15 protein-coding genes are annotated in these 14,273 nt (G+C 68.4%); 8 read left to right on the top strand and 7 right to left on the bottom strand.

Features of this window, described 5'->3' with window-relative positions:
* Nucleotides 1-62 precede the first annotated feature (62 nt).
* From E5CHR_RS07375 to panC, 5 genes are all read left to right on the top strand, one after another.
* Nucleotides 63-860, top strand: a complete 798-nt coding sequence (locus E5CHR_RS07375; RefSeq protein WP_162583612.1) for a segregation and condensation protein A — start codon at nucleotides 63-65, stop codon at nucleotides 858-860.
* Between the two features lie 124 nt (nucleotides 861-984).
* On the top strand, nucleotides 985-2,565 hold the full coding sequence (gene nadB, locus E5CHR_RS07370; RefSeq protein WP_174255703.1) for an L-aspartate oxidase: 1,581 nt from the start codon (nucleotides 985-987) through the stop codon (nucleotides 2,563-2,565).
* Nucleotides 2,566-2,698: 133 nt separating this feature from the next.
* Complete coding sequence (gene panD, locus E5CHR_RS07365) at nucleotides 2,699-3,100, top strand: aspartate 1-decarboxylase (protein WP_162579080.1); 402 nt, start codon at nucleotides 2,699-2,701, stop codon at nucleotides 3,098-3,100.
* Between the two features lie 71 nt (nucleotides 3,101-3,171).
* Nucleotides 3,172-4,056 carry a 3-methyl-2-oxobutanoate hydroxymethyltransferase gene (gene panB, locus E5CHR_RS07360; RefSeq protein ID WP_162579079.1) on the top strand — a complete coding sequence of 295 codons (885 nt, stop codon included), beginning with the start codon at nucleotides 3,172-3,174 and terminating at the stop codon, nucleotides 4,054-4,056.
* Between the two features lie 9 nt (nucleotides 4,057-4,065).
* On the top strand, nucleotides 4,066-4,896 hold the full coding sequence (gene panC / locus E5CHR_RS07355) for a pantoate--beta-alanine ligase (RefSeq protein ID WP_162579078.1): 831 nt from the start codon (nucleotides 4,066-4,068) through the stop codon (nucleotides 4,894-4,896).
* Nucleotides 4,897-4,992: 96 nt separating this feature from the next.
* Here the strand turns inward: panC and pabB are convergent, their stop codons facing one another.
* The 7 genes from pabB to E5CHR_RS07320 all read right to left on the bottom strand — a co-directional run bounded on the left by pabB (nucleotide 4,993) and on the right by E5CHR_RS07320 (nucleotide 11,092).
* Complete coding sequence (gene pabB, locus E5CHR_RS07350) at nucleotides 4,993-6,771, bottom strand: aminodeoxychorismate synthase component I (protein WP_162579077.1); 1,779 nt, start codon at nucleotides 6,769-6,771, stop codon at nucleotides 4,993-4,995.
* Entirely contained in the window at nucleotides 6,771-7,883 is a 1,113-nt protein-coding gene (gene nadA, locus E5CHR_RS07345) for a quinolinate synthase NadA (protein WP_162579076.1), read from the bottom strand. The genes pabB and nadA overlap by 1 nt, the downstream gene beginning before the upstream one ends.
* A gap of 3 nt (nucleotides 7,884-7,886) precedes the next feature.
* On the bottom strand, nucleotides 7,887-8,765 hold the full coding sequence (gene nadC / locus E5CHR_RS07340) for a carboxylating nicotinate-nucleotide diphosphorylase (RefSeq protein ID WP_162579075.1): 879 nt from the start codon (nucleotides 8,763-8,765) through the stop codon (nucleotides 7,887-7,889).
* Nucleotides 8,766-8,805: 40 nt separating this feature from the next.
* Nucleotides 8,806-9,801: an NAD(P)H-dependent glycerol-3-phosphate dehydrogenase gene (locus tag E5CHR_RS07335; RefSeq protein ID WP_162579074.1), complete on the bottom strand. Its 996-nt coding sequence runs from the start codon at nucleotides 9,799-9,801 to the stop codon at nucleotides 8,806-8,808.
* Between the two features lie 28 nt (nucleotides 9,802-9,829).
* Nucleotides 9,830-10,294: a protein-export chaperone SecB gene (secB, locus tag E5CHR_RS07330; protein ID WP_106556529.1), complete on the bottom strand. Its 465-nt coding sequence runs from the start codon at nucleotides 10,292-10,294 to the stop codon at nucleotides 9,830-9,832.
* Nucleotides 10,295-10,401: 107 nt separating this feature from the next.
* Entirely contained in the window at nucleotides 10,402-10,662 is a 261-nt protein-coding gene (gene grxC, locus E5CHR_RS07325; RefSeq protein WP_162583610.1) for a glutaredoxin 3, read from the bottom strand.
* 22 nt (nucleotides 10,663-10,684) lie between these two features.
* Nucleotides 10,685-11,092 (bottom strand): rhodanese-like domain-containing protein, encoded by a 408-nt coding sequence (locus E5CHR_RS07320; RefSeq protein ID WP_174255702.1) that lies wholly within the window; start codon nucleotides 11,090-11,092, stop codon nucleotides 10,685-10,687.
* Between the two features lie 73 nt (nucleotides 11,093-11,165).
* Here E5CHR_RS07320 and gpmA point away from each other — a divergent pair, with 73 nt between their 5' ends.
* The 3 genes from gpmA (at nucleotide 11,166) to E5CHR_RS07305 (ending at nucleotide 14,272) form a co-directional block, all read left to right on the top strand.
* Nucleotides 11,166-11,909 carry a 2,3-diphosphoglycerate-dependent phosphoglycerate mutase gene (gene gpmA / locus E5CHR_RS07315; protein ID WP_162579073.1) on the top strand — a complete coding sequence of 248 codons (744 nt, stop codon included), beginning with the start codon at nucleotides 11,166-11,168 and terminating at the stop codon, nucleotides 11,907-11,909.
* A 101-nt stretch (nucleotides 11,910-12,010) separates the two neighbouring features.
* A complete protein-coding gene (locus E5CHR_RS07310) occupies nucleotides 12,011-13,453 on the top strand; it encodes a S41 family peptidase (protein ID WP_162579072.1) in 1,443 nt (480 codons plus the stop codon).
* A gap of 54 nt (nucleotides 13,454-13,507) precedes the next feature.
* Nucleotides 13,508-14,272, top strand: coding sequence for a HesA/MoeB/ThiF family protein (locus E5CHR_RS07305; protein ID WP_162579071.1), 765 nt, complete (start codon nucleotides 13,508-13,510; stop codon nucleotides 14,270-14,272).
* The last annotated feature ends 1 nt before the right edge of the window (nucleotide 14,273 follow it).

Below are 14,273 nucleotides of genomic sequence, written 5' to 3'. Positions count from 1 at the left end.
AGCAGGCCCGCACCGAGGGCACCGAGAGCTTCGTGGACGACGACGCACCGCCGATCGCGGCCATGCCCGAGGTGATCGACCAGGTCGCGCTGGCCCGGCTCTATGGCGAGCCGCTGTTCGCGCTGCCGAACGACCTCTACATCCCGCCCGAGGCGCTGCAGGTCTTCCTGGAGGCGTTCGAAGGGCCGCTCGACCTGCTGCTCTACCTGATCCGCAAGCAGAACTTCAACATTCTCGACATCCCGATGGCGGCGCTGACGCGCCAGTATCTCAGCTACGTCGACGAGATCCGCCAGACCAACCTCGAGCTGGCGGCCGAGTACCTGCTGATGGCGGCGATGCTGATCGAGATCAAGTCGCGCATGCTGCTGCCGCCCAAGAAGACAGCCGAGGGCGAAGAGGTCGAGGACCCGCGGGCCGAGCTGGTGCGCCGGCTGCTCGAATACGAGCAGGCCAAGCTGCAGGCCGCCTCGCTGAGCGCGATGCCGCAGGCGGGCCGCGATTTCTGGAAGGCGCAGGTCTATATCGAGCAGTCGCTCAAGCCGCGCTTTCCCGACGTGGACGTGGTCGACCTGCGCGATGCCTGGGCCGACATCCTGCGCCGCGCCAAGCTCGTGCAGCACCACAAGATCTCGCGCGAGGAGCTCAGCGTGCGCGAGCACATGAGCATCGTGCTGCGCCATCTGCAGGGGCGGCAGTTCGTCGAGTTCGAAAAACTGTTCGACATCGAGCGCGGCACGCCGGTGTTGATTGTCACCTTCATCGCCATGCTGGAGCTGGCCAAAGAGACGCTGATCGACATCACGCAGGCCGAGGCCTTCGCACCGATCTACGTCCGACTGGCCTATTCGCCAGCATGACGTTGCCCTTTTGCCGGACCCGGGATCCTCGATTGGCGGCAGGCGAAGCCAGGCCGCTTCGGGAGACACCGCGGAACCTGCTTCGCCGGGCCGCTGGTGTCGCCCCCGGTGAGAGCCAATACCCATGCACGATTTCGACGTCCTGATCGTCGGCAGTGGGCTCGCGGGCCTCAGCGCCGCGTTGCACCTCGCGCCCACGCACCGAGTGGCTGTGATCACCAAGCGCGCGCTGGCCGATGGCGCCAGCCAGTGGGCGCAGGGCGGGATTGCTGCGGTGCTGGGCGAAGACGACAGCCTGCAGTCCCATGTGGAGGACACGCTGGTTGCCGGGGCCGGCCTCTGCGACCTGGCGGCCACGCGCTTCGTGGTGGAGCACGCGCCCGAAGCCATCGCATGGCTGCGCGGTCTCGGCGTGCCCTTCTCGCTCGAGAACGGCGAGCTGCACCTGACGCGCGAAGGCGGGCACAGCCAGCGCCGCATCGTCCACGCCACCGATGCCACCGGCGCTGCGGTGCAGCGCACGCTGATCGACACTGTGCGCCGCACGCCCAACGTGACGTTGTTCGAGCAGCACACGCTGGTGGACCTGATCACCGGCAGCAAGCTGGGCTTGAATGACCCGGCCTGCCTGGGCCTTTATGCGCTCGACGAGGCCACCGACGAGGTGCTCACCTTCCGCGCGCCGCACACCATCCTGGCGACCGGCGGCGCGGGCAAGGTCTATCTCTACACCACCAATCCCGACACCGCCACCGGCGACGGCATTGCCGCGGCCTGGCGTGCAGGCTGCCGGGTGGCGAACATGGAGTTCATCCAGTTCCATCCAACCTGCCTGTACCACCCGCATGCCAAGTCCTTCCTGATCAGCGAGGCGGTGCGGGGCGAAGGCGGGCTGCTGAAGCTGCCTCCATCGGCAGGGGGTGCACGCTTCATGCCAGCGCACGACGCGCGCGCAGAGCTCGCGCCGCGCGACGTGGTCGCACGCGCCATCGACTTCGAAATGAAGAAGCACGGGCTGGACTGCGTGCACCTGGACATCTCGCACCAGAACCCGGCCTTCCTGCGCGAACATTTCCCCAACATCCTGGCACGCTGTGCCGAGTTGGGCATCGACATCACGCGCGAGCCGATCCCCGTCGTGCCGGCTGCGCACTACACCTGCGGCGGGGTGCTCACCGATCTCGCGGGCCGCACCGACGTGCCCGGCCTGCACGTCATCGGCGAGACCGCCTGCACTGGGCTGCACGGGGCCAACCGCCTGGCCAGCAACTCGCTGCTCGAATGCATGGTGTTCGCCCGTGCCGCCGCGCAGGCGATCGCCGAGGCGCCAGCCCGTGCCGTCGCGCCGCTGCCCGCGTGGGACGACAGCCGCGTCAGCGACGCCGACGAGACGGTGGTCATCTCGCACAACTGGGACGAGCTGCGCCGCTTCATGTGGGACTACGTGGGCATCGTGCGCACCAACAAGCGCCTGGAGCGCGCGACCCATCGCATTGCGCTGCTGGACCGCGAGATCCAGGAGTTCTATGCCCATTTCCACGTCACGCGCGACCTGCTCGAGCTGCGCAACCTGGTGCAGGTGGCCGCGCTCATCGTGCGGTCGGCCCAGGCCCGGCGCGAGAGCCGCGGGCTGCACTTCAGCCGCGACTACCCATCGCTTGCCGCGCCCGCGGCGCCCACCATCCTGGTGCCGCCGGCGAGCTGAAAGCCGCAGCGCAGGCCGGGCAAAGTTCCTCGCCGGAATTTTTCTTTGGATGGTTCTCCACTAGCATTCGACGCCTTGCGCGCCCGGCTCCGGCCAAGGGCGGGATTTCCACCACACACTTCGCCTCGACCCCATGCTCCGTAACCTGCTCAAGTCAAAGATCCATCGCGCGACCGTCACCGACTGCGAGCTGCACTACGAAGGCTCCTGCGCCATCGACGAAGACCTGCTGGAGGCCGCCAACCTCGCGGAGAACGAGCAGATCCACGTCTGGAACATCAACAACGGCGAGCGCTTCGTGACCTACGCGATCCGCGGCCAGCGCGGCAGCGGCATCATCTCGCTCAACGGCTCGGCCGCACGCCGCGCCTCGCTGGGCGACCTGGTCATCATTGCCGCGTTCGGGATGGTGCCCGAGGACCAGGTGCGCAGCCACCAGCCGAAGCTGGTGTTCGTGGACGGCGCCAACCGCATCAAGGAAGAGCGTGCGCATATCGCCGTGCAGCCTGCATCGAGCGAAGCCATTCCCGCCTGAGCGCGCAGTCCCGGGGCGCCTGCCGCCCCACCCGACCCGGCCTCCGGCCGATCCACGGAGAGATCCCGACCATGCCTTCGACGCCTGCCGCGAGCGCGGCCACGCCCTACGGCACCCTGCCGCCCGCCTCGGGGCCCGCGCAGCGCAAGCCGCTGAGCCTGCCGCGGCTGGCCGACATGCACGCGCGCGGCGAAAAAATCGTCATGCTGACCGCCTACGACGCCACCTTTGCCGCCATGGCCGATGCCGCCGGCGTCGAGTGCATCCTTGTCGGCGATTCGCTGGGCATGGTCTGCCAGGGCCTGCACAGCACGGCGGGCGTGACACTGGAGACCATGCGCTATCACACCGAGAGCGTGTTTCGCGGGCTGCACCGCGTGCAAGGCACGGCCTGGCTGATTGCAGACCTGCCCTTCGGCAGTTACCACGAATCGCGTGAGCAGGCGTTGCGCAGCGCCGCGGCGCTGATGCAGGCCGGCGCCCACATGGTCAAGCTCGAGGGAGGAGGCTGGACCACCGAGATCGTGCGCTTCCTGGTGGAACGCGGCATTCCCGTGTGCGCCCACCTGGGCCTCACGCCGCAAACGGTGCACGCGCTAGGCGGCTACCGCGTGCAGGGCAAGGGCGGCGAGGCCGCGGCGCGGCTCAAGCGCGAGGCCCATGCACTGCAGGACGCAGGCGCGGCGATGCTGGTGCTGGAGATGGTGCCGGCCGCGCTGGCCGCCGAAATCACCGGCGAGCTGAAGCACTGCGCCACCATCGGCATCGGTGCCGGGCGAGGCACCGCCGGGCAGGTCCTGGTGCTGCACGACATGCTGGGCATGAACCTCGGCAAGATGGCAAAGTTCGTGCGCAACTTCATGCAGAGTGCCGAGGGCATCGCGCCGGCCATCGAGGCCTATGTGCGCGCCGTGAAGGACGGCAGTTTTCCCGACGACCAACTCCACGCCTGGTAGGAACACCCCATGCACATCGCACGCACGCTTCCTGAACTGCGCGAATTCCTGGGCGGCTACCAGCGCCCTGCCCTGGTCGCCACCATGGGCAACCTGCACGAAGGTCACATGGCGCTGGTGCGCGAGGCCAAGCCGCTGGGCGACGTCACGGTGGCCAGCATCTTTGTCAACCGGCTGCAGTTCCTGCCGCACGAGGACTTCGACAGTTATCCACGCACCTGGGACAGCGATTGCGAGAAGCTGCGCTCGGTCGGCTGCGACCTGCTGTTCGCACCCGACGAGAAAACGCTTTACCCCGAGCCCCAGACCTGCAAGGTGCATCCGGACCCGGCGCTGGCCGACATTCTCGAAGGGCATTTCCGGCCTGGCTTTTTCGTCGGCGTCTGCACGGTGGTGATGAAGCTCTTCGCCTGCGTGCAGCCGCGCGTCACGGTGTTCGGCAAGAAGGACTACCAGCAGCTGATGATGATCCGCCACATGGTCCGTCAGTTTGCGCTGCCCATCGAAATCGTGGGCAGCGAGACACGGCGCGCCGAGGACGGGCTGGCGCTGTCGTCGCGCAACGGCTACCTGAGCGGTGCCGAGCGGGACGAGGCGGCGCAGCTGTCCAAGGCCTTGCACGCAATGGCCGATGCCGTGCGCTCGGGCGAGCGCGATCTCGCGGCCATCGAGGCGCGCGCCATGCGTTCGCTGGAAGCGCGAGGATGGAAGCCCGACTACATGGCGCTGCGCCGCCGTGCCGACCTGCAGGCGCCAGCGGCCGGCGAGTCGCTCGTGGCGCTGGCAGCCGCCCGGCTCGGCACCACGCGGCTGATCGACAACCTGGAAGTCGACATCTGACTTCCTGATGAGCTACAGCGTCAAGGAGATCTTCTCACCTTGCAACGCGAAGGCTCCCAGGCTGGCATGCCCGCCGTGGTCATCGACCTCGGCGGTTCAGGCCACCGGCAGGTCGAGTTCGGCGTCGATCCATCCCCGCAGGCTGTTCACGAAGGCCAGCGCCTCCACCCGCGGCAGGTCCTGCAGGCGCACTACCGACTCCGTCATCCGGCCCTCGCGCAGCCAGCGCGCCCGGCCGACTCCGCCCAGCAGGCCGCAGGCCAGGGGCGGCGTCACCCACCGGCCGTCGACCCGGAAAGCCACGTTGCCGCGCGTGCATTCGGTGAGCTCGCCGCGCGGGTTCCACAACAGGGTGTCGAACACGCCGGCACGCGTGGGCGCGAAGGCCTCGTAGTGCGAGCGGCGGGTGGTCTTGAAGCGCACGAATTCGCTGTGTGACGCGTCGAAGGCCCGGTCGGCCAGTTGCAGGCGCACGCGCTGCGGCGCGGCCTCCTGAGCGATGGCTTGCGCGTGCATGCGACCGCCGTGGTCCAGGAGAAGGCGCACGCGCCAGTGGCCCAGCGGATTCGACTGGCGCAGCGCTTCCAGGCGCTGTGCCGCGCCCTGCTCCGGCCAGGGGTAGCCGAAGTGCCCTGCCGCAGCGGCCATGCGCGCAAGATGGGCCGAAGCATCGCGCAGCGTGCCGTCTTCCAGCGCGAGCGTCTCCAGCAGTTCGAACGGCGCGCTGGCGCGATCGAGGAAGGCGCGCTTGTGCTGCCATTCCTGCCATTCGCCGTCGGGCTGCGATTCGGCAACGATGCCGCTGCCGATGCCGCAACGCGCCGCCCCACTGCGCAGTGTGACGGTGCGGATCGGCACGTTGAAGATGGCATCGCCACCCGGCCGCACCACGCCCACGGCGCCGCAGTAGACGCCCCGGGGCTCGGGCTCCAGCGCGCGGATCATGCGCATGGCGCTGACCTTGGGAGCGCCCGTCACCGAACCGCACGGAAACAGGGCCGCGAACACCTCGGCCAGCGTGCAGCCGGGCCGCGTGCGCGCCTCGATGTCGGAGGTCATCTGCCAGACGGTCGGCAATGCCTCGGCGCGGAACAGGCGCGGCACGCGCACCGAGAAGGGCTGGGCAACGCGCGACATGTCGTTGCGCAGCAGGTCGACGATCATGACGTTTTCGGCGCGCTCCTTGGCTGACTCGCGCAGCCGGGCGGCGGCCTCGGCATCCTCCTGCGCGGTTGCGCCTCGCGCGGCGGTGCCCTTCATGGGGCGCGTGAGCAGCCGGCCCGCGCACCAGTCGAAGAACAGCTCGGGCGATGCCGACAGGACCTGCTCCTCGCCATCGTCGATGAAGGCCGCGTAGCCGCCGGGCTGTGCACGCTGCAGGGCGGCGAACAGGGCACGCGCCACGGCATGCGGGCCGGCGCCCGCAGCCCCGGCAAGACGGCCGCGCAGCATCGAGGTGTAGTTGACCTGGTAGAGGTCACCAGCGCCGATGGCCTCGCGCAGCCGGGCCAGTGCCAGGTCGAACTCGTCCCGCGACAACGTCTCTTCCCACGTCAATGCCGGCTGCGCCGCATCGCGGTCGTCGCCGGGCCAGGGCAGCGCGGCGTCGTGGACACCGAACCAGGCGAGCGGTCCAACGGGATCGCGCACCGCCAGTGCCGGGTCGAAAGCGCCAGCCGCCTCGTAGCGCAGATAGCCCACGCACCAACGCCCGCCTCGAGCCTGCGCCTGCACCGCATCCAGCAGGGGCCGGACCTCGGGCGCCGTGCGCGCCTGCAGGATCTCGCGCGGCACCCCGAAGGCATGCCGCAGCCGCGGTGCGTCGCGCGTTTCGCCGGGAGAAGAAAAGTCGATGAGCGCGGAAACGGGCGCCATCAAGCCGCGCCGATGCCGGCGACCAGGCTCCCCGCCGGGTGGCCCTCCTTGAGCCCGGCGGTGAAGGCCAGCATGCGGTCGATCGGCACGCGCGCACGCCGGCCCAGCGCCGGCGCTACATGCACCTCGCCTTCGCCCTTCTCCAGCACGCGGGCCAGATCGGCCAGGCCGTTCATCGCCATCCAGGGACAGTGCGCGCAGCTCTTGCAAGTGGCGCCGTTGCCAGCGGTGGGCGCCTCGATGAAGGTCTTGCCGGGGTTGAGCGTGCGCAGCTTGTGCAGGAGGCCGGTGTCGGTGGCGACGACGAACTCGCGCGCGTCCATGCGCTGCGCGGCGGCAAGGATGCCCGAAGTGGAGCCCACGGCGTCTGCCAGCGCGATGACCGACGCCGGTGATTCGGGATGCACCAGCACCTTGGCGCCCGGATGGGCCTCGATCAACAGTTCGAGCTCGAGCGCCTTGAACTCGTCATGCACGATGCAGGCGCCGTCCCAGCTCAGCATGTCGGCGCCGGTTTCGCGGCGGATGTAGTCGCCCAGGTGCCGGTCGGGCGCCCAGAGGATCTTGCGGCCTTGCGCGTGAAGGGCGCTCACCACGTCGAGTGCACAGCTGGAGGTGACCAGCCAGTCGGCACGCGCCTTCACGGCGGCGCTGGTGTTGGCGTAGACGACCACGGTACGGTCCGGGTGCTGGTCGCAGAAGGCGCTGAAGGCATCGGCCGGACAGCCCAGGTCGAGCGAGCAGGTGGCGTCGAGGTCGGGCATCAGCACGCGCTTCTCGGGCGAAAGGATCTTCGCGGTCTCGCCCATGAAGCGCACGCCGGAGACGACCAGGGTCTGCGCCGGATGATCGCGGCCGAAACGCGCCATCTCGAGCGAGTCGCTGACGATGCCGCCGGTCTCCTCGGCCAGGTCCTGCAGGTCGGGGTGCACGTAGTAGTGCGACACCATCACCGCATCGCGCTCGCGCAGGAGGCGGCGGATGCGGGACTTGAGCGCCTCGCGCTCGGCCTTCGAGGGCTCGGCCGGCACACGTGCCCAGGCATGGCGCGTGTCGCAGGCGGCGGAGGCGATCGGCTGCTCGTACTCGACGCTGATGACTGCTGATGTCATGGATCAGGCTTCCTGGAAACGCATCGAGAAATCGATCGCCTTGATGTCCTTGGTCAGGGCCCCGATGGAGATGCGGTCCACGCCCGTCTCGGCGAGGCCGCGCACGCTCTCCATCGTGACGCCGCCCGAGATTTCCAGCACGGCCCGGGCGCCCGCCGCCGCATCGTTGCGGCGCACGGCCTCGCGCAAGGTGGGGAGATCCATGTTGTCGAGCAGGACCATGCGTGCGCCCTGGCCCAGCGCCTCGTCGAGCTGGGCCAGCGTCTCGACCTCGATCTCGACGAACCTGGCCCGCTGGCCTGCTTCGGCGGCGGCGCGCAGCGCGGCGCTGACGCCGCCGGCCGCGGCGATGTGGTTTTCCTTGATGAGGATGGCGTCGTAGAGGCCGATGCGGTGGTTGGTGCCTCCGCCCGTACGCACCGCGTACTTCTGCGCCAGGCGCAGGCCCGGCAGCGTCTTGCGCGTGTCGACGATGACGGCGCGCGTGCCGCGCACCGCCTCCACATAGGCGGCCGTGCGAGTCGCGACCGCGCTGAGGAGCTGAAGGAAGTTGAGCGCGGTGCGCTCGGCGGTCAGCAAGGCACGGGCATCGCCCTCGACCTCCAGCACTACCTGGTCGGCCGCGCAGCGCGCGCCTTCCGCGCCGTGCCAGACGATGCGCGCCTGCGGATCGAGCTGCCGCACGACGGCGTCGACCCAGGGCGAGCCGCACAGCACGGCGGGCTCGCGCAGCAGCACACGGGCATGGGCACGGCTGCCGGCGGGCACCAGTGCGGCGGTGAGGTCGCCGTCGCCGGCGTCCTCACGCAGGGCACGCGCGCCGTCGGCGGCAGCGAGTTCGGCTATGCGGGCCGGGGAGAAGTCGAAGAAGTTGTCATCCATATCGTGTTGTTCTGTCTGTCTTCGCGCGCCGGCTCCGGCCTCAGGGCGCTTCGACGCCTGGCTCGCGGCGCATCAGCTCCGCCACCGCCTCCGCCGGCCGCACGCGGCCGTCGAGCAGGGCGACCACGCTCTCGGCAATGGGCATCTCGACGCCCAGGTGGCGCGCGCGCTGCACCACGGTGCGCGCGCAATAGACGCCCTCGGCCACGTGGCCGAGCGAGTCCACGGCCTGCGCCAGCGTCTGGCCCTGGGCCAGAAGCAAGCCGACCTTGCGGTTGCGCGAGAGATCACCGGTGGCGGTGAGCACCAGGTCGCCCAGGCCCGAAAGCCCCATGAAGGTGTCGGGTCGGGCGCCCAGGGCGAGACCCAGGCGCGTCATCTCGGCCAGGCCGCGGGTGATCAGGGCTGCGCGTGCATTGAGGCCGAGATCCAGGCCGTCGGCCAGGCCGGTGGCGATCGCCAGCACGTTCTTCACGGCGCCGCCGACCTCGACGCCGACGATGTCCTCGTTGGCGTAGACACGCAGGCTCGGGCCGTGGAAGGCGTTGACCAGCGCCTCGCGTAGCGCGGCATGGGCACTGGCTGCGACCAGCGCGGTCGGGCGGCCCTGCGCGACCTCCTGCGCAAAGCTGGGGCCGCTCAGCACGCCGGCTGCCAGGCCGGGCGCGACTTGGGCATGGATCTCGTGCGCCAGCAGGCCCTCGGCACCGGCCAGCGGGGGCTCCACGCCCTTGCAGAGCCACGCCACGGGGCCAGCGGCATCGCGCAGCACCGTAAGCTGCTCGCGCAGAGCGGCCATGGGCGTGGCAATGATGGCCAGGTCAGCATCTGCGACGGCAGCAAGCACGGCGCCGCTGCACAAAACCAGCGACGGGGGAAGCGGGATGCCAGGCAGGTAGCGGGCGTTCTCGCGCGTCGCCGCCATGGCCTGCACCTGGGCCGGATCGCGCGCCCAGAGGCTGACCGCATGGCGGCCAGCCGCGTTGACGGCGAGCGCCGTTCCCCAGGCGCCGGCACCGAGCACGCAGATCTTCATCGGCGGCTGCGCAATGCCTCGTGGCGTTCTACTGGGTAACGATCGGCGAGGCCTGGCCGGCCGCCTGCGCCTGCTGCTGCTCGAACATGGCCTGGAAGTTGATCTCGGCCAGGTGCACCGGCGGGAACCCGCCGCGCTGAATGACGTCGGCCACATTGCCGCGCAGGTAGGGGTAGACGATCTGCGGGCACGCGATGCCGAGGATCGGGCCCATCTGCTCTTCCGGCAGGTTGCGGATTTCGAAGATGCCGGCTTGCTTGGCCTCGACCAGGAACACGGTGCGGTCCTGGATCTTGGTCTGCACGGTGGCCGAAACGGTGATCTCGAAGATGCCGTCGGTCACCGGCTGGGCATCGACGCCGAGCTGGATGTCGACCGTGGGTTGCTCCTGCTCCAGCAGGATGGCCGGCGAGTTCGGCTGCTCGAGCGACAGGTCTTTCAGGTAGACGCGCTGGATCTGGAAGACGGGATCTTGGGCTTGCTGATCGGCCATGAAGAACTTTCGAAGGTCAAAACAACGCCCGCCGGGGAAGAGGTGTCCCGACGGCGGGCTGGCGTGTTCGGATGGTGGAAAAAGGGGCGATTATCGCCCCGCGGCGCTCAGCCGCCCTGCAGCAGCGGCACCAGCGCGCCGCGGCTGTCGAGGGCGATCAGGTCGTCGCAGCCGCCGACATGCGTGTCGCCGATGAAGATCTGGGGCACGGTGCGCCGCTGGGTGATGTTCATCATCGTGATGCGGGCTTGCGGATCACCGTCGATGCGGATCTCCTCGATCTCTTCGACGCCCTTGGCTTTGAGGATTTGCTTCGCGCGAATGCAGTAGGGGCAGACGGCGGTGGTGTACATCTTGACAGCTTGCATCGTGCTCATGTGGATGGAAAGTTCAGGCCTTTTCAACCGGCAGATTAGCCTCTTTCCAGGATTTCAGCCCACCAGCCACGGCTTGGGCTTGCTCGTAGCCGAGTTTCTTGGCGATGGCCACGGCGCGCTGCGCCCGCGCCCCGGTGGCGCACACCAGCAGCAGCGGCACCGTCTTGTTCTTGACTGCGGAAGCGAGCTTGGCCTCGAGCTGATTGAGCGGCACGTTCCTGGCGCCGATCATGTGGCCGGAGGCGAATTCCTCGGGTTCGCGCACATCGACCACGACGGCGCGCTCGCGGTTGATCAGCTGCACCGCGCCCTGCGCCGTCAGCGATCCGGAGGTGGCCCCACGCAGCAGCGGCCAGGCCAGCATGCCGCCGGAGCTGAGCGCGATCAGGATCAGCATCCAGTTGTCGACGATGAATTTCACGGTGTTCTCTTGAGTGTCAAACCGCGGATTTTAGAATGTCGGGTTTCGGCAAGCGTTCCCAAAGGCCTCCCCCATGCACAAACTGGTACTGATCCGCCACGGCGAATCGACCTGGAATCTCGAAAACCGCTTCACCGGCTGGACCGATGTCGACCTCACTCCACTCGGCATCGAGCAGGCCAAGCAGGCCGGACGCCTGCTGAAGTCCGAGGGATACGACTTCGATGTGGCCTACACCAGCGTGCTCAAGCGCGCCACCCGCACGCTGTGGCACACGCTCGACGAGTTGGACCGCACCTGGCTGCCCGTGGTGCATTCATGGCGCCTCAACGAGCGCCACTATGGCGGGCTCCAGGGCCTCAACAAGGCCGAGACCGCCAAGAAGTACGGCGACGACCAGGTGCTGATCTGGCGCCGCAGCTACAGCGTGCCACCCCCGCCGCTCGAGCCCACCGATCCGCGCAGCGAGCGCGGCGATCCCCGCTACGCCAAGCTGGCGCCCGAACAGGTGCCGCTGACCGAATGCCTCAAGGACACCGTGGCGCGCGTACTGCCCTTCTGGAACGAATCGATGGCTCCTGCGATCCGCGCCGGCCGGCGCCTCGTGGTGGCAGCGCACGGCAATTCGATCCGCGCCCTGGTCAAATACCTCGACGGCATCTCCGACGAGGACATCGTCGGCCTCAACATTCCGAATGGCATCCCGCTGGTCTACGAGCTCGACGACGAGCTCAAGCCGCTGCGGCACTACTACCTCGGCGACGCGGCAGCCGCCGAGAAGGCGGCAGCCGCGGTCGCCGCACAAGGCAAAGCCTGAGCCAGTAAATCTGCCGCGGCGCCCTCGGATACGCGGAACCACGGCAGACAACTTGCTTCCAAGCTGTGTATATTGGTTTGACAGGCGACAAGGACATTTAAATGGGGCAGAAACTCAAGATCACCGGCTGGGTCGCAGCCGGCGCCGTTGCCGGCGCGCTGACCACGGTCTCGTTGCAAACAGTTGCACGAGGTTCCCTCGCCCCTCTCCCACTCGAAGAACTGCAGCAGCTCGCGGCCGTGTTCGGCATGGTGAAGAGCGACTACGTCGAACAGGTCGACGAGAAGAAGCTCATCTCCGACGCGATCTCCGGCATGGTCGCCGGGCTCGATCCGCATTCGCAGTACTTCGACAAGAAGTCCTTCAAGGAATTTCGAGAGGGCACCACCGGCCGCTTCGTCGGCGTGGGCATCGAGATCTCCCAAGAGGACGGCCTGATCAAGGTCGTATCGCCGATCGAGGGCTCGCCGGCCTTCCGCGCCGGCCTCAAGCCCAACGACATGATCACCCGCATCGACGACACCGCGGTGCGCGGGCTTTCGCTCAACGAGGCTGTGAAACGCATGCGCGGCGAAGCCAACACCAAGGTGCTGCTGACGATCTTCCGCAAGGATGAGAACCGCACCTTCCCGGTGACCATCACGCGCGAGGAGATCCGGACCCAATCGGTGCGAGGCAAGGTGATGGAACCCGGCTATGGCTGGATCCGGCTGTCGCAGTTCCAGGAGCGCACGGTCGACGACTTCGTCAAGAAGGTCGAGGAAATCTACAAGCAGGAGCCCAACCTCAAGGGTCTGGTGCTGGACTTGCGCAACGATCCGGGCGGCCTCCTTGACGCGGCAGTGGCGATCTCGGCCGCATTCCTGCCCGAGAACGTCACGGTGGTCTCGACCGACGGCCAGTTGCCCGAGAGCAAGTCCGTCTACAAGGCCGCGCCCGAGTTCTACCAGCGCCGCGCCGGCAGCGACCCGCTGCGCAACCTGCCGCCAGGACTCAAGACGGTGCCGCTGGTGGTGCTGGTGAACGAAGGTTCGGCTTCCGCCAGTGAAATCGTGGCCGGCGCGCTGCAGGACCACAAGCGCGCCATCGTGATGGGCAGCCAGACATTTGGCAAGGGCTCGGTGCAGACCGTACGCCCGCTCGGGCCGGACACCGGCCTCAAGATCACGACGGCACGCTACTACACGCCGAGCGGCACCTCGATACAGGCCAAGGGCATCGTGCCCAACGTCCTGGTCGATGAGAGCGCCGAAGGCAGCCCCTTCGCGGCGCTGCGCATGCGCGAGGCCGACCTCGAGAAGCACCTGGCGAGCGGCCAAGGCCCCGAGGCCAAGGACCCCGAGCGCGAAAAGGCCCGCGACGAGGCGCGCAAACGCCTCGAAGAGGAAGCCAAGAAGCCGCCGCAGGACCGCAAGGTGCCCGAGTTCGGCAACGAGAAGGACTTCCCACTGGTGCAGGCGCTGAACCGGCTCAAGGGCCAGCCCGTGCTCGTGAGCAAGACACAGGTCATCGTCGAGAACAAGGAAGAGAAGAAGGAAAACTGATCCGGCCACGCCAGCTCCCCTCGGGGGAGCGCCGGTATCGGTTCCGGGCGCCGCATGGAAGACCAGGACCTGCTGCGCTACTCGCGCCACATCCTCCTCGAGGAATTCGGTATCGACGGCCAGGAGCGGGTCAGCGCCGCCCACGCATTGGTGATCGGCGCCGGCGGGCTGGGCTCCCCTGTCGTGCTCTACCTGGCAGCGGCCGGCGTCGGCCATATCACGCTGGTCGACGATGACGAGGTCGACCTCACCAACCTCCAGCGCCAGATCGCCCACGGCACCGCCCGTGTCGGCCGCGCCAAGGTCGAATCCGCAGCCGCGGCGATGCAAGACATCAATCCGGAGATCCGCATCGACACCCACGCGCAGAGGGCCGACGAGGCTCTGCTTCAACGCCTGGTGGCGACCGCCGACGTGGTGATCGACTGCAGCGACAACTTTGCCACCCGGCATGCCGTGAACCGCGCCTGCGTGGCTGCGGGCAAACCGCTGGTGGCAGGGGCGGCCATCCGCTTCGACGGTCAGCTGAGCGTGTACGACACACGCGATGACGCCTCGCCCTGCTACGCCTGCCTGTTTCCTCCCGACGCCAATTTCGAGGAAACGCGTTGCGCCGTGCTCGGCGTTTTCGCGCCGGTGGTGGGCACCATCGGGACGCTGGAGGCGCACGAGGCGCTGAAGCTGCTGGCCGGCATCGGCCCTTCGCTGGCGGGCAGGCTGCTGATGTTTGACGGACGCCGCACGGCCTTCGACACATTGCAAGTGGCGCGCGACCCAAGCTGCAGCGTCTGCGGCCACCGGCCTGCGGCCGCGAGCTGAT

The organism is Variovorax sp. PBS-H4 (assembly GCF_901827205.1).
Lineage (GTDB): Bacteria > Pseudomonadota > Gammaproteobacteria > Burkholderiales > Burkholderiaceae_C > Variovorax.
The sequence above is the reverse complement of the archived record's forward strand: the minus strand, read 5'-3'. Positions and strand labels throughout refer to the sequence as shown.

Excerpts from the sequence above, each read along its gene's own strand:
- E5CHR_RS07375 (WP_162583612.1), top strand. The coding sequence starts at position 63 with ATGCCCGAGGTGATCGACCAGGTCGCGCTGGCCCGGCTCTATGGCGAG.
- nadB (WP_174255703.1), top strand. The coding sequence starts at position 985 with ATGCACGATTTCGACGTCCTGATCGTCGGCAGTGGGCTCGCGGGCCTC.
- panD (WP_162579080.1), top strand. The coding sequence starts at position 2,699 with ATGCTCCGTAACCTGCTCAAGTCAAAGATCCATCGCGCGACCGTCACC.
- panB (WP_162579079.1), top strand. The coding sequence starts at position 3,172 with ATGCCTTCGACGCCTGCCGCGAGCGCGGCCACGCCCTACGGCACCCTG.
- panC (WP_162579078.1), top strand. The coding sequence starts at position 4,066 with ATGCACATCGCACGCACGCTTCCTGAACTGCGCGAATTCCTGGGCGGC.
- pabB (WP_162579077.1), bottom strand. The coding sequence starts at position 6,771 with ATGGCGCCCGTTTCCGCGCTCATCGACTTTTCTTCTCCCGGCGAAACG.
- nadA (WP_162579076.1), bottom strand. The coding sequence starts at position 7,883 with ATGACATCAGCAGTCATCAGCGTCGAGTACGAGCAGCCGATCGCCTCC.
- nadC (WP_162579075.1), bottom strand. The coding sequence starts at position 8,765 with ATGGATGACAACTTCTTCGACTTCTCCCCGGCCCGCATAGCCGAACTC.
- E5CHR_RS07335 (WP_162579074.1), bottom strand. The coding sequence starts at position 9,801 with ATGAAGATCTGCGTGCTCGGTGCCGGCGCCTGGGGAACGGCGCTCGCC.
- secB (WP_106556529.1), bottom strand. The coding sequence starts at position 10,294 with ATGGCCGATCAGCAAGCCCAAGATCCCGTCTTCCAGATCCAGCGCGTC.
- grxC (WP_162583610.1), bottom strand. The coding sequence starts at position 10,662 with ATGCAAGCTGTCAAGATGTACACCACCGCCGTCTGCCCCTACTGCATT.
- gpmA (WP_162579073.1), top strand. The coding sequence starts at position 11,166 with ATGCACAAACTGGTACTGATCCGCCACGGCGAATCGACCTGGAATCTC.
- E5CHR_RS07310 (WP_162579072.1), top strand. The coding sequence starts at position 12,011 with ATGGGGCAGAAACTCAAGATCACCGGCTGGGTCGCAGCCGGCGCCGTT.
- E5CHR_RS07305 (WP_162579071.1), top strand. The coding sequence starts at position 13,508 with ATGGAAGACCAGGACCTGCTGCGCTACTCGCGCCACATCCTCCTCGAG.